The sequence below is a fragment of the Fusobacterium perfoetens ATCC 29250 genome, from assembly GCF_000622245.1.
Lineage (GTDB): Bacteria > Fusobacteriota > Fusobacteriia > Fusobacteriales > Fusobacteriaceae > Fusobacterium_B > Fusobacterium_B perfoetens.
The window spans coordinates 114,041-134,543 of sequence record NZ_JHXW01000003.1 but is presented as its reverse complement, the minus strand read 5'-3'; the positions used below and the strand labels follow the sequence as shown (position 1 = coordinate 134,543).

Here is a 20,503-nt window from a genome sequence, read left to right as displayed (position 1 = left end):
TTTATTCTTGAACTAGTTCTCCATATAAAGTCCATGTTTTACATTCATTTATTTTTACATCTACAAAATGCCCTTCTAAAGATTTATCTCCTTCAAATAAAACTATTTTATTTGTAGAAGTTCTACTACTTAAAACATCTTTATTTTTCTTACTTGGTCCCTCTACTAATACTCTTTCTACTCTTCCTGCATAAGTTTCACTTATCTCTTTAGAAATTTCAGTTTGAAGAGCTATTAATCTTTGAAGTCTTTCATGTTTTATATCATCACTTAAATGTCCATCCATTTCAGCTGCTTTTGTTCCTTGTCTTATAGAATACATAAACATAAAAGCTGTATCATACTTTGATTTTCTTACTACATCTAAAGTATCTAAAAAGTCTTCTTCTGTTTCTTGTGGGAATCCAACTATAATATCTGTTGTTATAGCTATATCTGGTATTCTTGTTTTTATCTTATCTATAAGTGCTAAGTATTGTTCTTTTGTATATCCTCTATTCATTAATTTTAATATTCTAGTAGAACCAGATTGTAAAGGTATATGTAAACATCTAGCTATTTTAGGATTTTTAGCAATAACATCTATTACATCATCTGTAAAATCTCTTGGGTGTGGAGAAACAAATCTTACAATAAAATCTCCATCTATATCACAAATATTTTGTAATAAATTAGCAAAAGTTTCTTCCTTTGATAACCCTCTTCCGTAAGAATTTACATTTTGAGCTAATAACATAATTTCTTTATAACCTTTTTTTACAAACTCTTTAGTTTGCTCTACGATTTCTGCCATTGGAACATATCTTTCTCTACCTCTTACATAAGGTACTATACAATAAGTACAGAAATTATTACATCCATATCCTATAGATATTGAAGCTGTTATTTTATTATCAAAATCAGCATCTATTCTAGGTGGTAATTGTTCTTCATATTCTGTCAAAATTACATGTTTAACTTTTTTATTACTTTCTATTTCATCAAGAGCTTCTGGAATTCTTCCAATATTTTGATTTCCCATTATTATATCAATATATGGAAATTTTTCCAATAATTTCTTTCCTTGTTCTTGAGCAAAGCAACCTGTTATTATAATTTTAGTTCCTCTTTTATCTCTAACTCTCTTTAAATCACCTAATTTTCCATAAATTTGAGTAGCTGCTCCCTCTCTTACAGTACAAGTATTTAAAAATACCACATCTGTACTTTCTATATCTTCAGTCATATTATAATCTAAGTTTTCCATTATCTTTCTTATTTTTGCACTCTCATTTACATTCATTTGGCAACCATAAGTTATAACAGTAGCATTCTTTTTCATTAATCCTCCAAAAAATTTTTATCAATCTTGAAAATTATATCATGATTTATATTTTTTTTCAAATATTTCACTTTTTATTTGAATATTTCTCCAGCTTCTAAATACCATAAAAGTAAATCAAAGCTATCCATTGGAATTCCTACTTCTTTACAATATTTTTTCATTTTTTCCTCTATTTCAAAGTATAATTTTTTTGTAAGAGTTTTAGGAATCTCATTGATAACTTCCAATCTCACTAAATTTTTTAAAATATGTCTATCTAATATAGCAACCTCTTGCCCAAATCCCACATTTCTTAAAAAATGTCCCGCCTCTTTCCAAGACATTCCTTTTATATTTTCTACTATCCAATTTCTTCTTTCTGTTACTGTTTTAAAACTTTCAAAAAAATCTTTAGTAATAATTTTACCATCTTTATTGGTCATTTGTTGTCTAAGTAAAACTAAATATTTTGCTTTATTATTTTTAAATCTAACTATATTTAAATATTCAGTTAATTCTTCAGAAGTTCCTGTAAATAATACTCCATCATTTCTCATATTTGTAATAGCTTTCCAAGCATTACGAGCTTTAGACTGTGGTGTTAAAATACAAAAAGATAATTCTGCATGTATATCTTCATTAGTCCCATTTTTCCAAATTTCTTTATATTCATTTAATCTTTTTTCTATATCTGGCTTTATCTCGTTATATTTTTTTTCTATTTCATAAAAATATTGATTTTTCATTTTTCTCCTTTTTTAATATCTTTCTTTTATCCATTCTACTATAGTAAAAGATAATTCTCTTTCTTTTTTTATATATTTATGACTAGCACCGTATATTAACTTGCTTGAAAAATCCTCTGTTCCTATTGCTCTTCTTTTTAATTCTTCTAAATCTTTTTCAGGTGTGTCTACAATAACACTATCTTTCTCTCCTAAAATTACAAGTATCGGTTTTTTTATTTCACTAAAAATTCCAAAATTTTTAGGTTTTTCTACTAATGGGAATATATCTAAAATACTTCCCTTTCTAAATGTATAAAAAGTTCTAGAACTTATAGGAAATATATTTAACATTTTCCCTTCCATTATTTGTTTAGATTTTCCAGTTTTTATATTTCTTTCAGCTTCCAAAAACATCTCTTTAGTTTCTTCTCGTCTTCCCACTAATCCTGCTGTATCTGGAGCAGAAATAAGAATTAAGCCTTCTATAATATCCATTCCTTTCTTTGATAAATAATATAGATTTTTCAAACATCCAAAGCTATGAGAAGCTAATATAATTTTTTTATATCCTAATTCTTTTGCTGTTTCTACCCACAAATCTACATCATAAATAGACTCTCCAAATTTTTCATAAGTAGAACCAATTATCTTATTTCCAGCTTTTTTAGTTATAGGGTCTCTAACTATTATACTATTAATAACTCCATAACCTCTATTATGCCCGAAAATAAATCCATACCCCTCTTTTGAAAGATTTTCTCCTATTAATTCTATAAAGTTATTCTCTATTATATTATCAAACATTCCATGAGTAAAAACAACACAAGCTTTTTTTTCTTCTGGTTCCCAATAAGCTCCAACTAAATTTAATCCATCTTTTGTATATCTATGGAGTAATTTCATATATTCACCTCAAAATATTTTTACATTACATTATATAATAAAATTTTAAAATAGTCATTTTTATTTTCTCTTATTATAGACTTTTTTTTTACAAAAAAGTTTTATAAATAAAAAAGAGATTAATAAAATTTTAATTATTTTTAAACTTTATTAATCTCACACAGGAATTTAATATTTCTTTAAATCAACTTCTCCTTCAAAAGTAATTTCAGCTCCACCACGAAGTTTTACTCCACTTTCTAAAATTTTTATATACAAATCTCCACCTTCAGTAATTATTTTAGCCTCTTTTTCTGTATATCCTAATCTATAAGATATTAATCCTGCTGAACAAGAGCCTGTGCCACAAGCTAAAGTTCTTCCTGCTCCTCTTTCCCATGTAAATATCTTTATTGTTTTTCTGTCTTTTACAAAAATAAAATTTACATTTGTTTTCTTAGGAAATAAAGGATGTACTTCTATCTCCCTTCCAATTTTATTTATATCATATTGATTTTCATTTTCCATAAATATAACTGTATGAGGAACTCCTAAAAAAATAGTAGAAAATTTTATTTTTTCTCCAAAAATTTCTATTTCTCTATTAAATACCTCTTCTCCAGCTACATTAACAGGTATATCCTTAGGATTAAAAATAGGATTTCCTATTTCTATTTCAATAGCTTCTACTTTTCCGTCTTTAACTGTTAAATCAGCATATTGAACTCCAGCTAAAGTCTCTATTTTTAAATTTTCTTTTTGTACAATTCCTTTTTCATATACAAATTTTACAAAACATCTTAAGCCATTCCCACACATCTCACCTTGAGAACCATCACTATTATAATAAAACATCTTTATATCACAAGTTTCACTTGGTAGAGCTACCATTATTCCATCTCCACCTACTCCAAATCTTCTATCACATAAATTTTTTATTTTTGGAATAATTTCTTCTAAATTATATTTGAAACCATCTATTAATAAAAAATCATTTCCAGCTCCTTGCATTTTTGTAAATTTCATATATTCCTCCCTAATTTTCTTCATCCAAATGTGAAGTATTTGAAAAATCTAAAATTTTAAATTTATTATTTTTATATTCTACTATTGTTAAACTTGTATTCTTAGGAACTTGTCTTTCAGAAAAAGTTTCTACTCCCTGATTATTTATACAAGCAAATATGGCTTCTAAAGCAATTCCATGAGAAACTATTAAAATTTTATCATTTTCTTTATGATTATTTTCTAAATAATTTAGACCGTTCCTTACTCTTTCTAATACTTTTTGAAAACTTTCTCCTTTGTATTCACTTGGGTCATATTCTTTTCCATTATACCATAAATTATAAAATTGAGTTGGATAAGTTTTTTCAAATTCATCCCTAGGAACTCCTTCCATTTCTCCCATATCTATTTCTCTAAAATATTCTATTGTCTCTAATTTTTTTTCTTTTCTATCCTCTGTTAAAATTTCTAATGTTTCAACAGCCCTTCCAAGTGGTGATGAGTAATAATGTGTAAAATCTATAGAATTTAATTTTATTTTTAATTTTCTAGCTTGTTCTTTTCCTAACTTTGTTAAAGGGGAATTTTTGATACCTTGAAATATTTTTTTTAGATTCCACTCTGTTTCTCCATGCCGAACAAAGTAAATTTTCATTTTCTCTCCTCCATTTATACTAATATTAATAATATTGGTGCTACTATAAAAGTTATTATTCCCGCTATAACTATTGATAAAGCACTCATTGCTCCTTCGATTTCTCCCATTTCAATAGCTTTCGCTGTTCCTACAGCATGACTTGATATTCCTATTCCTAATCCTTTGGCAACAGGATGTTTTATATTAAAAATTTTACATACATATGGAGCCATTGCATTTCCACTAACCCCTGTTACTATTATAGCAAAAACTGTAATAGGAGGAATTCCACCTATTAAAGCACTTAACTCCATTCCTAAAGGTGTTGTTATAGATTTTGGTATAAAAGATTTTATTAAAATTTCATCAATTCCTAATAATTTTCCTAAAAATATAATAGAAATTATAGCTGTAATTGCTCCTACTAATGAACCTATTATTATAGGTAAAAAATTTTCTTTTAATTTATTTATTTGTCTATAAAGTGGCATTGATAGAGCCACAGTAGCCGGAGCTAAAAAAAATGAAATTAAATTTCCACCTTTTTCATAATATTCCATTGGAACATTAAATATTTTTATAAACAATATTATTATAAATCCACTTGTTACTAAAGGATTTAATAATGGAAATTTTTTAGCTTTTTCAAAAATATATAATCCAATATTAAAAGCAAGTAAACTTATTATTATTCCAAAAAAAGGAGTATCTAATAATTTTATATTCATTTTATTTTCCTCCCATTTTCTTTATTAAAAATTCAACAGTTTTTCCTGTTATTCCCATTGTTATAGCAGTTGTTATAACTAATAAAATTATTATTTTTATTATATCAGCCTTTAAATAGTGATAATGTTCCATTAAATTTACTACTGCTGGTAAAAATAATAATACCATAACTTTTATTAAATTATCGCAAATATTTCCAATATTTTCTTCATTAAGAATTTTTTTATATAATAAAATAAATAAAATTATCATTCCAATAATAGTTCCTGGCAATGGTAGATTAAAAATTTTTTGTATTAAAATTCCTAAAAAATTAATTAATAATAAAATTAAAAGCTGAATAAACATTTTTATCTCCTCTATTTATTTTTTGATGTATTTTAATATTATATTAGGTTATATTTTTTTAGTCAATATTATTTTATTGTTTTAAAACATAAATGTTTTTATGTACTTTTTTTGTATATTAATCACTTAATTCTTTTTATAAATATCAGTTATATTGACAAGTAAAATATAGAGAAGTATAATAATTTAAAATATTGTATGAGGTGATATTTTGGAAAATTTTTTTTATGAAGTTAGGTCAAAATTACATGAAATGCCAGAAATTGCTTTAGAAGAATATAATACTTCTAAATTTATTAGAAATTTTTTAAAAAATCTAAATATAGAATATATAGAAATTGGTACTAGTACTCTTGCTCTCTTTTATGGTGAAGAAGATAATTGGATTGGATTTAGAGCTGATATTGATGCCTTACCTATTCAAGAAGAAAATGATAAACAATATAAATCAAAAATAAATGGTATGATGCATGCTTGTGGACATGATGGGCATACTACTAATTTGCTTTATTTTGCAAAATGGTTACAATCTGAAATTAATAATGGAAAAATTTTAAAAAAATCTATTATGTTAATTTTCCAAGCTGGAGAAGAAGGAAAAGGAGGAGCTAGATTTATAGCTAATTCTGAATTTTTTAAAAGTAAAAATTTTGAAGGAATCTTTGCTTTTCATGTTACTCCAGATTTAGAAGAAGGAAAAATAACTGCTTGTCCTGGTCCAATGAGTTTTCAAAATATAAATTTTGATATAATTCTTACTGGAAAAGGTTGTCATGGTGCTCAACCGCATAAGGGGATTGATTCTATTCTTATTGGAGCTAAACTTGTGGAAGCTTATCAATCAATAGTTTCAAGAAATATAGACCCTTTAGAACCTATCGTTTTAACTATAGGAAGTTTTAAAGCTGGAGAAGTTAGAAATGTTATTCCTGATGAGGTTAAAATTTTAGGAACAATTAGATTTTTTAATACTGAATTAATTGAATTTTTAAAAGAAAGAGTTACTTCTATTAACGAGGGATTTGAAAAAGCTTTTGGAGTTAAAATCCAAATGTCATTTGTTCCTTTTTATCCTCCTGTAATAAATTCTCCTGAATTATATAGAAAATTTGAAAAGATAATTTCTAAAGATAAATTTATAAAAAATATTAAATTATCTGGTTCTGAAGATTTTTCATTTTATTTACAAAATGGAAATAAAGGTTTAATGTTTTTATTAGGAATTAGAAATGAAAAAGAAAATTTTACTTATCCCCTTCATAGTTCAAAGTTTGATTTTAATCCAAATGTTTTAAAAGAAAGTTTTGATATCTTTAAAAAATTATTATTAGAAATGAAAGCTTTTAAATAAACTAAAAAATAAAAAGGATTGATATATTTTGTATCAATCCTTTTTATTTTTATCTATTAACTTCCTCTTTTAATCCAACTATTAAAAGTTCAGCTGTTCTTGAATTTGTTGCAACTGGTACTTTATGAACATCACAAAGACGGATGAGAGCTTGAACATCTGGTTCATGAGGCATTGCTGATAATGGATCTCTAAAGAAAAATACAGCTAATATCTTTCCAGAAGCTATATCAGCTCCTATTTGTTGATCTCCACCTAAAGGTCCTGATAAATATCTAGTAACTTCTAAATCTGTTGCTTGAACTATTCTTCCACCTGTTGTTCCTGTTCCAACTAAATTATAATTTATAAAAAAATCTTTATGTTTTTTTACAAAATCAACTAATTCATCTTTTTTCTTATCATGAGCTATAAGAGCTATTGTTCTAGTCAAAGTGTTTCCTCCATTAAATTTTATAAAAATAGCTATCAAAAATTGATAGCTATCTAAAATTATTATTTGTTTAATTTATCATTGAAAGATTTTCCAGCTTTAAATTTAACAACTTTTTTTGCTGGTATTTCCATTTCTTCTCCAGTTTGAGGGTTTCTTCCTGTTCTAGCAGATCTTTCTCCAACACAGAATTTTCCAAAACCTAAGAAAGAAATTTCATCTCCAGCTAAAACAACTTCTTCTATACATTCTAAGAAAGCAGCTATTTTTCTTTCAGCTTCAGCTTTAGATGCAAATTCACCTTTTACATAATATTTTTCAACAAAATCTTTTTTTAACATAAATATATCCCTCCTTACTTGATGTAATGCTACTATCAGTACTATACCACATTTTGAAAGAATGTAAAACAAATTTTTTATCATTTTTTTTTTAATTTTTTATCTTTTTTTCTTATTTTCCATAAAATGTGAAATTATATCACCGTTATACTTTCTACTTTTTTTTTAAAAAAATAATAATTATTTATTTTTAAAAATAATTTTTTGCTTTTTCCTTATTAGAAGCCATTTTTTAACAATTTATTAAGTTTTTTTTTGATATTTTTTTTAGATTATAATATAATATTATTGTAGTAAAATTTACATTATTCGAAAGGAAGTGGTACCATGAAATTTTTAAGATTTACTCCCAAAGAAAGATATGAAGAATTAATTGGAGTCCTTTCTAAAGATGAAAAAGAAGTTTTTGATTTAAACTTTTTTGAATTAGGAAAAAAATATTCTTCTATGCAAGAAATTATAGAAAATTTTAATGAAGTTGAATTAAAAATTGTTAGAAATTTATTATCTGGTAATTTAAACGGACAAGGAAAATATAAATTAGAAGAAGTAAAAATTCTATCTCCTTTAAAAAAAACTATTCATGATATTATCTGCTCTGGTTTTAATTATGCAGATCATTTAAAAGAGATTAAAAAAGATTCATCTAATAAAGTTATGAATAGTGTTTATTTTTCTAAAAGAGCAACAAAACTTCTTGGATTAGATGATGAAATTGATGGTCATTTGGATTTAGATCCTGCTCTTGATTATGAAGTGGAATTAGCTGTAATTATTGGTAAAACAGGTAAAAAAATAAAAAAAGAAGATGTAGAAAATTATATTTTTGGTTACACGATTATAAATGATGTCTCAGCAAGAACTTTACAAGGTAAACATCGTCAATGGTATATAGGAAAAAGTTTAGATACTTTTACATGTTTAGGCCCTGTTATTGTCACAAAAGATGAATTGCCTATGCCACTTAATCTAGAAATTAAAAGTATTTTAAATGGTGAAGTTAGACAACATTCTAATACTAATTTAATGATTAGAGGAGTCGCTGAATTAATTAATGAAATTTCTCAAGGTATAACTTTAGAGCCTGGAGATATTATAGCAACAGGTACTTGTTCTGGAGTGGGAGTTGGATTTGACCCACCTAAATATATGAAATCTGGAGATATTATTGAATGTCAAATAGAAAAAATTGGAACTTTAAGAAATAAAATAAAATAAAGTTTCTTTGAAAAAAGTCCTTGAGTGTTTCTCTTGGACTTTTTTTATAAAAAAAGCTTAAAAGATTTTTCTTCTAAGCTTTTATAAATCATTTTATTAATTAAAATATTTAGACTCCATTAAAAATCCTGGAATTTCTATATTTTGTGCTATAATTCTTTCTTTTATAGTTTCTTTTATAAGAGAATTCAACATCTCATCTAAATCTAATAATCTTTTCTTAGATTCATCTCTTTCAATATATATTCCATCTTCTTCATTTTTTCTTCTAGTAACATCACTATATTCTTTTCTTTCCATTAAAATTTCAACTATATCATTAGTTAATTTTTCAAATATTGAATATTCTTCTGCATAAACTTCAGCATAAGTTTTTATTTCAAGCCATGGTCCTTCTATAATTTCAATTTTATTTCTTATCATGTCTAAATTTCTTGATAAAGTATATTTATCTTCTGTTAATACTTTTATTTTTTTATCATAATTTTTATCAAGAGATAACTCTACTGAAATAGGAGCTAGATTTCTTAAAGGAATATTAGGTAAAGTTGAAATATTTATTCCATTTCCTTTTATTATTTCTATTTTTTCTCCTTTTAAGTTATTTTCAATTAAAAGTTCACTTGTTTTTACAAGCTCTAATAATGATTCTCTGTATAAACTAATTTTTTTCTTTAATTCAAAATCTCTTTCTCTTAATTCTTCTTCTTCTTTTTTTTGTAATTCATTTATATCCATTGTTAATCTTTTCATTTTTGTTTCATAAGAAGCCATTTTCAACTTTGCTTTTATCTGAGAAATTTTATCTAATTCTTCTATATTAATATTTGAAGAAGAATTAAATTCATTTTCAGTTTTTGATAATTCTTCCTTTTTAGAAGCAAATTCTGCTGAGTATTTTGAAATTAATTTTTGATTTTCTACTTCTGTAAAAATTTTTATTTTATTTATTATATTTTCAATTACATCATCTACTGTAGTAAAACTAATTTCAGTTGCACTAATAAATCCTTTCTCTTCATTAATTTGTTCTTCTGTTTCTGGATTTAAAACAGCTCCATTTTTAAAAATAAACATAATTCCTCCTAACCTTACTTATCTATATATAAAATAATTACAATAATTTTCAACACTTTTTATTGTATCATAAAATAACTTTTGAGTAAAGAAAAACTATCTAACTTTTATTTTAAAACAAAAAATATGATATAATATTATTGTACACTAAATATTAAAGGAGATAATATGGCTATAAAACTAATTTTATTTGATTTAGATGGAACTCTTATGAATACACTGGAAGATTTAACAGATAGTACAAATCATATCTTAACAATAAATAATTTTCCTACAAGAACTATTGAAGAAATCAGAAATTTTGTTGGAAATGGAATAAGAAAATTAATAGAAAGAGCTGTTCCAGAAAATACCTCTGAACTTATTATAGAAAAATGTTATAAAGAAATGATATTATACTATAAAGACCACTCTTTAATTAAAACTTCTCCTTATCCTGGAGTTACTGATTTAATAAAAAATTTACATTCTAAGGGAATAAAAATAGGAATTATAACTAATAAAGTTCAAAATTCTGCTGATATAATTGTTAATAAATTTTTTAAAAATTCTATAGATTTAGTTATTGGAGATAATAAGAAATTTCCTTTAAAACCAAATCCAGATACTATTAATGAAGCTATTAAATATTTTAATATTTCAAAAGAGGAAACTATTTATATTGGAGATTCCGAAGTAGATTTACTTACAGGAAAAAATGCTGATGTAAAAACTATAGCTGTCTTATGGGGATTTAGAGATAAAGAATTTTTAATAAAAAAAGGTGGTAAAATTTTTGCTAAAACTTCAAAAGAACTAGAAAAATTATTAGAAACTTTTTAATTTATTAATTTTTAATAAATAAATTTATTGAAATTATATAAAAAAGAGATATTATATATTATAATATCTCTTTTTATTTTAGAAATTTATAATCTCAACTGATGCTTCATACCAAGGTCCCTCTTCATCTTCACCATACTCTATAAAAAAATTTACCTGCATTTCATCTAAAGTAAATCCTATAGCATTTTCTTCATCCACTTGAAATATCTCTATATTATTGAAATTAGTATTAGCTAAAGCTTTTGAAACACTTTCTGTTGTTTCTACCAACTCAATTAAATCCTCTGTTATCTCAAAACCTCTATTTTTAAATTCTTCATCTATTTTTTTTACAATTTTTTCTATTTTTTTATCCATCTTTTCTCCTCTTATCTAAATAAACTTATAAATTTTTTCCATTTTTTTATAACTGTCAAAATAAATTTTATTTTTTTTATTTCCCAAGGAATTTTTTTCAATGATTTTTCCATTTGTAATTCTATTTCTCTATCAAAATTTTTATTCATTTCTTTTTCCTTAATTAAATTTTTTTATAAATAATTAAAAGTTTTTAAAATAAATATCCATAAAAATAATGTTAATATAGATATTAATGTTGAAGATACTACTAATTCAGCAGCCAAATCTTCATCTCCTCCAATTTCTTTTACCATTATAAATGAAGACACAGCTCCAGGAGCTCCTGTAGCCCCTAATATTCCTAATAAATGTTCATTTGTAAACCCTGCTTTTATTCCTATTGTCATAGCTATTAAAGGTAGAATTACTAATTTTATTGTATTGGCCACCATACTTAATTTTAAATTTTTTACCAAACTATCAAATTTTAAAGTAGCTCCTAATACAACAAATGATAATGGAGTAGCAACTTGGCCTAAACTGACTATAGGATTTTTTATAAGTTTTGGTAATTTTATATCTAAAAATACAACCATTAATGCTAATGTACTACAAATTATCAAAGGATTTTTAGCTATTGAAACAACTACTTTCTTAAAATTTACTTTTTTAGTTGCATAACCTTCTAATAAACTTACTGCCATCATATTAGTAAGTGGTATAGCAGCAGCACTAACTAATGACATTACTCCTAAACCTTTTTCTCCATATAGTGACATTGCCATAGGAATTCCAAATAAAGCTAAATTTGCTCTATAAGCCCCTTGTATCATTACAGGAATTTTATTTCTATCTGTCATTGTTCTCTCAAATAAAAAATAACAACATACTGTTATAAAAAATAATGACCCCCATATAATTCCTACTAACTTTAGATTTTTTACATCTAATACAGCTTTCACATCCATATTTGATATATTTATAAAAAGTAAAGAACTCATAAATATCCTAAAAACTAATTTATTCATAATCCCTAAAGACTCGTCTGTCACCATTTTTTTCTTTCTCACATATACTCCAATAGTTAACATCACAAAAATAGGAAAGACAACATTTAAAGATACTAATAAATTTTCAATCATCATAGTTTTTATCAGGTATTTATTACCTTCCTCCTTATAAAAAAAGATAGTGTAATGAATTAATTACACTATCTATTATATAATATTTCTTAAATTTATGCTAGAAAAATTTAGCTACAAAACTACTCATTAATCCTGAAACTTCTAAAAATGAAAAGAATGCTACAATCCAAAGAATTAAATTGACTTCTTTTATTTTTCCAACAAATATTTTTATTAAAACATATGATACAAATCCAAAAGCTAATCCTATTGAAATACTATATGATAATGGCATCATAGCTATTGTTAAGAAACAAGGTATAGCTGTTTCTAAATCTTTTAAATTTATATCAAGTAAGTTTTTAAACATAAATACTCCAACTATTATTAAAGCTGGTGCTGTAGCATACCCTGGAACTATTCCTATTACTGGTGATAAGAATAGTGTTAAAAAGAAACAAAAGGCTGTAGTTAATGATGTCAATCCTGTTCTTCCTCCAGCAGCTATTCCTGAAGCTGATTCAACAAAAGTTGTTACTGTTGAAGTCCCTAATAAAGAACCTATTATTGTAGAAGCTGCATCAACTTCTAATATTTTATCAATTTTATCTACTTTTCCATCTTTGTCTATAAGTCCAGCTTCATTAGCACAAGCTAATATAGTTCCTAATGAATCAAATAAATCTACAAATAAGAATGAAAAAATAGAACCTATTAAAGCTGGTTTCAAAGCTCCTATTATATCTAATTTAAAAGCTATTGGAGCTATACTAGGTGGCATTGATACAAATTGTTTTGGCATTTCTATTTCTCCAACCATAATTCCTAAAATAGTTGTTATTAATATCCCTAAAAGAATTCCACCTTTTTTCTTTCTAACTTCTAAAAATCCCATTATAATTAAACCAATTACAGATAATGTTAAAGGCTTTGTAAATTTTCCAAGTCCAACTAAAGTAGCTGGATTATCTACGATTAATCCCATTGTTTGCATTCCTAAAAAAGCTATAAATAATCCAATTCCAGCTCCTGTTGCCAATCTTAATTCTATAGGAATTGCTTCTATTAAAGCTTTTCTAACTCCAGTCACTGTTAATATAACAAATATTACTCCTGATAAAAATACAACCCCTAAAGCTTCTTGCCATGTTGCTCCTTGTCCAAAAACAAGTGTAAAAGCAAAGAAAGCATTTAATCCCATTCCTGGAGCCATAGCAAAAGGTGCATTTACCCAAATTCCTGTAAGTCCTGTACCAATAATTGCTGATAAGCAAGTAGCTGTTATTAAAGCTCCTTGATCCATCTTAGTAGCTGAAAGAATAGCTGGATTTACAAATACAATATAAGCCATAGTTAGAAATGTTGTGATACCAGCAATGATTTCTTGTTTTACTGTTGTGTTTTTTTCTTTAAGTTTAAAAAACTTTTCCATAAAAATCCTCCATAAAAATTAATAAAATTATAAAAAGGCCTTTTTAAAAGGCCTTTTATTAACAGAAAATAATAAAATATGAGCTGGCCATAGTATACAATTTACAGTTGTATGTAGAAACGCCTAACCATATTATAGGCTTATATGAAATCCTTGTTATTATTTTTATATCACATAATAATATATTTTATTTTTTTTGTCAAGAAAAATAAAAACATTACATTAGTATTTTATTAAAAATAAAAAAACACCTTAAAAAATTAAGGTGTTATAATTCAATTTTTTATTTAGATTCTTCTTCTATTAGTCTGTTGATTTCATCAATTATGATATCAGCATTTAATCCGTGAGATTCAATTCCTTCTCCTAAAGTTTCTCCTGCTGCAACCATACATCCTATGCAACCTAATCCATATTTTCTAAATACCATTCCTACTACTGGATATTTTCTTGCTACTTCTAATATATTACTATCTCTTGTTACCATATAAATTCACTCCTTAATTTTTATATTATTACATTTCTTTCCAAAAAATATTATACTAAATATTTTTTGTTTTGTCAATAAATATGAAATTAAATACTTTAGTTTATAAAATTATTTTTTATACTTCATATTTTTAAAATCAAAATATTTTTTATCTTCCTACTACATTTAATAAATCATGTACTCTTACTATTCCAACTAACTCTCCATTTTTCATAACAGGTAAAACTGATATTTGATTTTCTCTATTTTCCATTAAATCCAAGGCTTCAATAGCCATTATTCCCTCATCTGCATAAGTAAAGTTCTTCGTCATGATATTTTCAGCTTTCATTTTAAAGAATTCTTCTTTCTTACTTAAAGCTCTCCTTAAATCTCCTTCTGTTATTATTCCTACCATTTTATTTTCTGAATTCATAACACAAACTGCTCCTAATCTTTTTTTAGTCATTCTTAAAATAACTTCATCAACTGATGAAATATCATTTACTAATGGAAGATTGTCTCCTGTATGCATAACATCTCTTACTTTCATTAATAATCTTCTTCCTAATGTTCCTCCTGGATGATAAATTGCAAAATTTTCAGGTTTAAATTTTCTTTTTTCTATTAAAATAGAAGCTAAAGCATCTCCCATAACAAGAGTAGAAGTAGCTGAAGACATAGGAGCTAAATTTAAAGGACACCCTTCTTTTTCTATTCCTATATTTAATATATATTTTGCTTCTCTACCTAGAGGTGATTTCTTATTTCCTGTCATTGCAACTAAAGTGGCTCCTATTCTCTTTATTGATGGTATTAAAGATAATACTTCTTCACTATTTCCACTGTTAGAAATTGCTATAACTACATCTTCTTCACATATCATTCCTAAATCACCATGAAGTCCCTCTGCTGAATTCATAAATATTGCATGAGTCCCAGTAGAAGCTAAAGTAGCTGCTATTTTTTTTCCTATAAGTCCTGACTTTCCTATTCCTGTTATAACAACTTTTCCTTTTGAATTTAAAATTAATTCAACAATTTTTTCTATATTATCATCTATTTTATTTCTTACTTTTATAAGTTCTTCTATTTCTGAATCAAATAATTTTTTTGCCATTTCTATTGAATTCATAATTTTATTTTATATAAATAATTAATATTTATATATCCTCCTTTATTTTTAATATAATACATTATAACATTTTATTAATATAAAAAAAACTATCTTTAATTTTTTTATTAAAGATAGTTTAAATTTTTTATTTTATTTCTTCAAAGTATTTATTTAATCTTTCTTTTTCTATTTCTAAATCTTTCATAAGTCCTTCTATTATTTCTATAACACTCTCTCTTTTTGTAACCATAGAAGCTACTTGACCAGCCATTACACTTCCTTCTTTTACATCTCCATCAATAGCAGCTAATCTTAATCTTCCTGTTCCTTTTGCTTCCAATTCTTCTATAGAAGCTCCTTGTTTTTCCATTTCTAAAAGTTCTTTTGCAAATTTATTTTCAATAACTCTTACTGGATGTCCAGTATAATTTCCTGTTGCAACAGTAGATCTATCTTTAGCCTTAATTATTGCTTCTTTATAATTATCATGTACATTACATTCATTTGCTACTATAAATTTAGTTCCTACTTGTACTCCCTCTGCTCCTAAAGCAAAAGCTGCTAAGAATTGTTTTCCTCCTCCAACTCCTCCTGCTAAAATAACTGGTATAGAAACAGCCTCTACAATCTGTGGAGTAAGAGCCATTGTTGTTATCTCTCCTATATGTCCTCCTGCTTCTAATCCTTCTGCTACTAAAGCATCTGCTCCTATTTTTTCCATTCTCTTAGCTAAAGCTACAGAAGAAACAACTGGTATAACTTTTATCCCTGCTCCTTTTAATTTTTCCATATAAACCCCAGGATTCCCAGCACCTGTTGTTACTACTTTTACTCCTTCTTCTATACATACATCTATTTGTTCAGCTACATTTGGCATCATTAACATTAAATTTACTCCAAATGGATTATCAGTTATCATTTTAGCCTTTTTTATTTCTTGACGTAAAACCTCTATTGGCATTCCTCCACCAGCTATTATTCCTAATCCACCAGCTTTTGAAACATGTCCTGCTAAGTTTCCATCAGCTAACCAAGCCATAGCTCCTTGAAAGATAGGATATTTTATTCCTAATAATTGACATATTCTATTTTTTTTCATTCTTCCTCCTAACACTATTTATCTTTCCCAAAAAAATTATACCATCTTTTTTTTATTTCTTCAATTTAATTATTTTTAATATTTAAATCTTTTTTCAATATAATCATCAAATATTTCTTTAACTCTTAATTTTTTTCTTAATTCTAAAAAGTTATTTAATCTTTCAACTGAACTATTTATTATTAACTCTTCTGGATATTCTATTTCTTCTACTATTTTCATTGCTAAATCTGTTTTTCCTATTAATCTACAATAATGAGAATCTGTATTAACAGTTAAATAACAACCATATTTTTTAGCTATTTTAGCTACTTCTCTACATCTTATTTCAGAACCTTCTCTAGTTCCACTTAATGAACTATTATTTATTTCAATGGCTACATTATTTTCTTTTGCAATTTTTATAACTTTTTCAAAATCTATAGGAAACTCTTTATTCCCTGGATGAACTAAAATATCTATTTTTTGACTTTTTATAATATTTATTGCTGCTTTAGTATTTTTTTCAATTGATTGATTTTTATGATATTCTGGACATCCATGAAATCCACATAATACTATATCTAAATTTTTATAAATTGCCTGATTTATATCTATTTCTCCATTTTCTCCTATAATATTAGCTTCTACACCTTTTAAAACTCTTACACCTTTTATATATTCTGGTAATATTTTTATATTTAATAATTGCCACCAATGAGGTGTATCTAAAAGTGCTGGTCCATGGTTTGTAATAGCTATAACTTCCATTCCATTTTCACAAGCAAAATTTACATTTTCTTCTATTGTACTAAATGCATGTGGATTAGTATTACTATGTACATGTAAATCTATTTTATAGTTCATAATTTTTATTGGCCTCCTTACTATAAATTTTACATATTACTTATTATATCACAAATTTTATTTATCATTTTAATTTTTTCTTTTTTTTTTATATATAGAATGATATAATATATTGTATAATTTTTTATTTGGAGGTTATAATTTAATGTTAAATATATTTAATGTAAGAGTATACGGACTTGAAGAAAGTGCCAAAGCTAGTGGATATCCTATGATTAGTGGAAATATTTTACCTTATGAAGATGATATTTGTGAGCTTTCTGAAAAAGATTTAAAAAGAATAGAACATCTTGGAAATGCTATTCCAGCTAGTGGTCATGATTGTTTTCTAAAAGGAATTACTGTGCAATTTGATATTACATATCCTAACTATTGGACTCCACAATTTCAAAGATATCACTTTGCTGATATAGTAAGTTCAACTTCTAAAATGCACAGAATTACTAAAATGAATCTTAAAGAAACTTGTAATAAATATGTTGATGATATTGTAATTGAAAATCTTCAAAAATGGGTAGATATTTATAATTCATTTGAAGAAAATGAAGAAGATAAAAATATTGATGGAAAAACTTATTCAAAATATGAAATATTTATGAAAATTATTTCTAATGCTCCATTAGGACTTGAACAAACTATGAGAGTCACTACAAACTATTTGCAATTAAAAACTATTTATAAGCAAAGAAGACATCATAAACTTAAAGAAGACTGGGGAACATTTTGTGATTGGTGTCTTACTTTACCTAAATTTAAAGAACTTTGTTTAAAAAAATAATAAAATTTCTTAAAAATATATGTACTATATATTATTTATATGATAAAATATATTAGTAAATTATTTTATTATTAATATAGGGGGAAGAAACAATGGATTTGCATTATTTAAAAATCTTTTATGAAGTTGCTAAAGAAAAGAGTTTTACAAAAGCTGCAACTAAATTATATATTAATCAATCTGCCGTTTCTATTCAAATAAAAAAATTTGAAGAACTTTTAAATGCGAAATTATTTGATAGAAGTTCAAAAAAAATAAGACTTACTTATGCTGGAGAAGCTCTTTATAGAATGGCTGAAGATATTTTTAACAAAGTTCAAAGAGCTGAAAAAGAAATTAATAGAATTATAAAACTTGGAAAAGCTAAAATAATCATAGGTTCTACTTCTATAATTGGAGACCCTTTATTACCTAAATTAATGAAAGAGTTTAGTGAGGAATATCCTGAAATAGAGTATGAAATTCAAATTGCTGATAAACCAACTCTTTTAAAAATTTTAAAAGAAGGTAGTATTGATATAGCTCTAGTTGATGAAGAACATATTGTAGACCCTAATCTGGATATATTAACTGTAGAAAAAGTACCTTATTATTTAATTACTGCTGATGAAAATGTAAATATAAATAATGTTACTGAACATCCACTTATAAGTAGAAATAATGTTCCTAACAATTTAAAAGCTATTAATTTTTTAGAAGAAAAATATCAAATTAATTTTGATAATAGAATTATAGTTCAAGGAAGTTTACAAATTATTAAAGGAATGGTAAAAAATAAATTAGCTAATGTAATTCTACCTTATTATGCTATTCATAAGGAAATCATTAATGGTGAATTCAGAGTTATTGAAGAAATTAGTGAAGTAAAAGATGGATATCAAGTTATTGTTACTAAAGATAAAAATTCTTTAGTCCCTATTATTAAGTTTTTGAATTTTATTTCTAATTACAAATTGCTTAAATAATTATGGAGGGATAATGATTAATTTAATTGAATCTTATAAAGAAGAATTTGAATTACTAAAAAATTTTATTGAAAAAGAAGAAAAAGAAAAAGTTACTGAAAAAATATCCCATGAATTAGCTAAAATATTTAAAAATGGAAATAAAGCACTTATTTGTGGAAATGGTGGAAGTAACTGTGATGCTTTGCATTTTGCTGAAGAATTTACAGGAAAATTTAGAAAAGAAAGAAAAGCTCTTCCTGTTATAGCTTTATCTGAATCTTCTCATATCACTTGTGTTGGAAATGATTATGGCTTTGATTATATTTTTTCTAAGGGTGTTGAAGCTTTTGGAAAAGAAGGAGATATGTTTATAGGAATTTCTACTAGTGGAAATTCTGAAAACATAATAAAAGCTATTGATATAGCCAAAAAACAAGGATTAAAAACTGTAGCTTTATTAGGTAAAGATGGAGGTAAAATTAAAGGAACATGTGATTATGAATTTATTATTCCTGGAAATACTTCTGATAGAATCCAAGAAATTCATATGATGATACTTCATATCATAATTGAAGGTGTTGAAAGAATTATGTTCCCTGAAAATTACTAAAATGTGATAAATATGAAAAAAATATTTATTTTAATCTTCTTTATTCTTAATGCTTTATTATCTTTTTCTCAATTAAAAAATGAAACTGGATATATTGCTTCATTTAATATTTTAAGATTAGGAAGTAATAAAAAAGACTATGAAGAAATTGGTAAAATTTTAAATTCATTTGATATAATTGGTTTTATTGAAGTATTTTCTAAAAATGGTGTTTTAAAAGTTATTGATAATCTTGAAAAATATAGTAATGAGGATTGGGATTATCATATTTCTCCCTATCCTGTCGGAACTAATAAATATAAAGAATATTATGCTTTTGTATATAAAACTAAAAATGTTAAATTTTTAAAATCAAGAAAATACTTTAAAGATAATGATAATAATTTCATTCGTGAACCTTATGGTGCAGACTTTAAAATAGGAAATATGGATTTCACTTTTGTTTTACTTCATTCTATTTATGGAAGTAAAACAAGTCAAAGAGTAGCCGAAGCTTTAGCTTTAGACAAAGTATATAATTATTTTCAAAATTTAGATCCTAAAGAAAATGACATAATAATAGGTGGAGATTTTAATTTATCTGTTAGAAATAGCGGATTTAAAAAATTACTTTCTCATAAAGATAAAATTATTTATACTATATCTCCTAATATTAAAACTACTATTGGAACTAAAGGTCTAGCTAATCAATATGATAATATTTTTATTTCTACTAAATATACTACTGAATTCACAGGAATTAGTGGAGCTTTGGATTTTACTAATGGAAATTATTTAAAAGCTAGAAAAGAAGTTTCTGATCATCTTCCTATTTTTATTCAAGTTAATATTTTAATTGATGATGATTAAGAGGTTGACAACT

General features: G+C 25.3%; 25 protein-coding genes and 1 riboswitch. Of the genes, 7 read left to right on the top strand and 18 right to left on the bottom strand.

Annotation, left to right across the window (positions count from 1 at the left end; translation table 11 throughout):
• Position 1 precedes the first annotated feature (1 nt).
• From miaB to T364_RS0100645, 7 genes are all read right to left on the bottom strand, one after another.
• On the bottom strand, positions 2 to 1,321 hold the full coding sequence (miaB, locus tag T364_RS0100675; RefSeq protein ID WP_035945169.1) for a tRNA (N6-isopentenyl adenosine(37)-C2)-methylthiotransferase MiaB: 1,320 nt from the start codon (positions 1,319 to 1,321) through the stop codon (positions 2 to 4).
• A 74-nt stretch (positions 1,322 to 1,395) separates the two neighbouring features.
• Positions 1,396 to 2,049, bottom strand: a complete 654-nt coding sequence (locus tag T364_RS0100670; protein WP_027127839.1) for an N-glycosylase/DNA lyase — start codon at positions 2,047 to 2,049, stop codon at positions 1,396 to 1,398.
• Between the two features lie 12 nt (positions 2,050 to 2,061).
• Positions 2,062 to 2,934: an alpha/beta hydrolase gene (locus tag T364_RS0100665; RefSeq protein WP_027127838.1), complete on the bottom strand. Its 873-nt coding sequence runs from the start codon at positions 2,932 to 2,934 to the stop codon at positions 2,062 to 2,064.
• A 168-nt stretch (positions 2,935 to 3,102) separates the two neighbouring features.
• Entirely contained in the window at positions 3,103 to 3,939 is an 837-nt protein-coding gene (gene dapF, locus T364_RS0100660; RefSeq protein WP_027127837.1) for a diaminopimelate epimerase, read from the bottom strand.
• A gap of 10 nt (positions 3,940 to 3,949) precedes the next feature.
• Entirely contained in the window at positions 3,950 to 4,576 is a 627-nt protein-coding gene (locus T364_RS0100655; protein WP_027127836.1) for a histidine phosphatase family protein, read from the bottom strand.
• 14 nt (positions 4,577 to 4,590) lie between these two features.
• On the bottom strand, positions 4,591 to 5,286 hold the full coding sequence (locus tag T364_RS0100650) for an LrgB family protein (RefSeq protein ID WP_027127835.1): 696 nt from the start codon (positions 5,284 to 5,286) through the stop codon (positions 4,591 to 4,593).
• 1 nt (position 5,287) lies between these two features.
• The gene (locus tag T364_RS0100645; RefSeq protein WP_027127834.1) at positions 5,288 to 5,635 is read right to left on the bottom strand and encodes a CidA/LrgA family protein; all 348 of its coding nucleotides are present in this window, start codon (positions 5,633 to 5,635) and stop codon (positions 5,288 to 5,290) included.
• A gap of 211 nt (positions 5,636 to 5,846) precedes the next feature.
• Between T364_RS0100645 and T364_RS0100640 the strand changes: the two genes are divergently transcribed.
• Complete coding sequence (locus tag T364_RS0100640; protein WP_035945168.1) at positions 5,847 to 6,986, top strand: M20 metallopeptidase family protein; 1,140 nt, start codon at positions 5,847 to 5,849, stop codon at positions 6,984 to 6,986.
• A gap of 49 nt (positions 6,987 to 7,035) precedes the next feature.
• On the opposite strand, the gene mgsA is transcribed toward T364_RS0100640, so the two are convergent.
• Both mgsA and T364_RS0100630 read right to left on the bottom strand, forming a co-directional pair.
• A complete protein-coding gene (mgsA, locus tag T364_RS0100635) occupies positions 7,036 to 7,419 on the bottom strand; it encodes a methylglyoxal synthase (RefSeq protein ID WP_027127832.1) in 384 nt (127 codons plus the stop codon).
• A 62-nt stretch (positions 7,420 to 7,481) separates the two neighbouring features.
• Positions 7,482 to 7,760: an HU family DNA-binding protein gene (locus tag T364_RS0100630; RefSeq protein ID WP_027127831.1), complete on the bottom strand. Its 279-nt coding sequence runs from the start codon at positions 7,758 to 7,760 to the stop codon at positions 7,482 to 7,484.
• 327 nt (positions 7,761 to 8,087) lie between these two features.
• On the opposite strand from T364_RS0100630, the gene T364_RS0100625 reads away from it, so the two are divergent.
• Positions 8,088 to 8,978: a fumarylacetoacetate hydrolase family protein gene (locus T364_RS0100625; protein ID WP_027127830.1), complete on the top strand. Its 891-nt coding sequence runs from the start codon at positions 8,088 to 8,090 to the stop codon at positions 8,976 to 8,978.
• A 96-nt stretch (positions 8,979 to 9,074) separates the two neighbouring features.
• Here T364_RS0100625 and T364_RS0100620 read toward each other — a convergent pair whose 3' ends face one another.
• Entirely contained in the window at positions 9,075 to 10,055 is a 981-nt protein-coding gene (locus T364_RS0100620; protein WP_027127829.1) for a hypothetical protein, read from the bottom strand.
• 168 nt (positions 10,056 to 10,223) lie between these two features.
• On the opposite strand from T364_RS0100620, the gene T364_RS0100615 reads away from it, so the two are divergent.
• Positions 10,224 to 10,877 carry an HAD family hydrolase gene (locus tag T364_RS0100615; protein ID WP_027127828.1) on the top strand — a complete coding sequence of 218 codons (654 nt, stop codon included), beginning with the start codon at positions 10,224 to 10,226 and terminating at the stop codon, positions 10,875 to 10,877.
• Between the two features lie 78 nt (positions 10,878 to 10,955).
• Here the strand turns inward: T364_RS0100615 and T364_RS0100610 are convergent, their stop codons facing one another.
• The 8 genes from T364_RS0100610 to T364_RS10205 all read right to left on the bottom strand — a co-directional run bounded on the left by T364_RS0100610 (position 10,956) and on the right by T364_RS10205 (position 17,306).
• Positions 10,956 to 11,237, bottom strand: coding sequence for a hypothetical protein (locus tag T364_RS0100610; protein ID WP_035945167.1), 282 nt, complete (start codon positions 11,235 to 11,237; stop codon positions 10,956 to 10,958).
• Between the two features lie 11 nt (positions 11,238 to 11,248).
• Positions 11,249 to 11,386 (bottom strand): hypothetical protein, encoded by a 138-nt coding sequence (locus T364_RS11170; RefSeq protein ID WP_169733513.1) that lies wholly within the window; start codon positions 11,384 to 11,386, stop codon positions 11,249 to 11,251.
• Positions 11,387 to 11,410: 24 nt separating this feature from the next.
• On the bottom strand, positions 11,411 to 12,364 hold the full coding sequence (locus T364_RS0100600; RefSeq protein ID WP_081775635.1) for an AEC family transporter: 954 nt from the start codon (positions 12,362 to 12,364) through the stop codon (positions 11,411 to 11,413).
• Positions 12,365 to 12,461: 97 nt separating this feature from the next.
• Positions 12,462 to 13,775, bottom strand: a complete 1,314-nt coding sequence (locus tag T364_RS10210; RefSeq protein WP_051532585.1) for an NCS2 family permease — start codon at positions 13,773 to 13,775, stop codon at positions 12,462 to 12,464.
• Between the two features lie 70 nt (positions 13,776 to 13,845).
• Positions 13,846 to 13,943, bottom strand: a riboswitch (purine riboswitch).
• A gap of 115 nt (positions 13,944 to 14,058) precedes the next feature.
• Positions 14,059 to 14,262: a DUF1858 domain-containing protein gene (locus T364_RS0100590; RefSeq protein WP_027127825.1), complete on the bottom strand. Its 204-nt coding sequence runs from the start codon at positions 14,260 to 14,262 to the stop codon at positions 14,059 to 14,061.
• Positions 14,263 to 14,413: 151 nt separating this feature from the next.
• Complete coding sequence (locus tag T364_RS0100585; RefSeq protein ID WP_035945166.1) at positions 14,414 to 15,379, bottom strand: KpsF/GutQ family sugar-phosphate isomerase; 966 nt, start codon at positions 15,377 to 15,379, stop codon at positions 14,414 to 14,416.
• 127 nt (positions 15,380 to 15,506) lie between these two features.
• Entirely contained in the window at positions 15,507 to 16,460 is a 954-nt protein-coding gene (locus tag T364_RS0100580) for a nitronate monooxygenase (protein WP_027127823.1), read from the bottom strand.
• Between the two features lie 75 nt (positions 16,461 to 16,535).
• Positions 16,536 to 17,306, bottom strand: a complete 771-nt coding sequence (locus T364_RS10205) for a phosphatase (protein ID WP_035945164.1) — start codon at positions 17,304 to 17,306, stop codon at positions 16,536 to 16,538.
• Positions 17,307 to 17,451: 145 nt separating this feature from the next.
• Between T364_RS10205 and T364_RS0100570 the strand changes: the two genes are divergently transcribed.
• The 4 genes from T364_RS0100570 (at position 17,452) to T364_RS0100555 (ending at position 20,490) form a co-directional block, all read left to right on the top strand.
• Positions 17,452 to 18,084 (top strand): hypothetical protein, encoded by a 633-nt coding sequence (locus T364_RS0100570; RefSeq protein ID WP_027127822.1) that lies wholly within the window; start codon positions 17,452 to 17,454, stop codon positions 18,082 to 18,084.
• A gap of 92 nt (positions 18,085 to 18,176) precedes the next feature.
• Positions 18,177 to 19,049 carry a LysR family transcriptional regulator gene (locus T364_RS0100565; RefSeq protein WP_027127821.1) on the top strand — a complete coding sequence of 291 codons (873 nt, stop codon included), beginning with the start codon at positions 18,177 to 18,179 and terminating at the stop codon, positions 19,047 to 19,049.
• Positions 19,050 to 19,065: 16 nt separating this feature from the next.
• On the top strand, positions 19,066 to 19,641 hold the full coding sequence (gene gmhA, locus T364_RS0100560) for a D-sedoheptulose 7-phosphate isomerase (RefSeq protein WP_027127820.1): 576 nt from the start codon (positions 19,066 to 19,068) through the stop codon (positions 19,639 to 19,641).
• Positions 19,642 to 19,653: 12 nt separating this feature from the next.
• A complete protein-coding gene (locus T364_RS0100555) occupies positions 19,654 to 20,490 on the top strand; it encodes an endonuclease/exonuclease/phosphatase family protein (RefSeq protein ID WP_027127819.1) in 837 nt (278 codons plus the stop codon).
• Positions 20,491 to 20,503 lie beyond the last annotated feature (13 nt).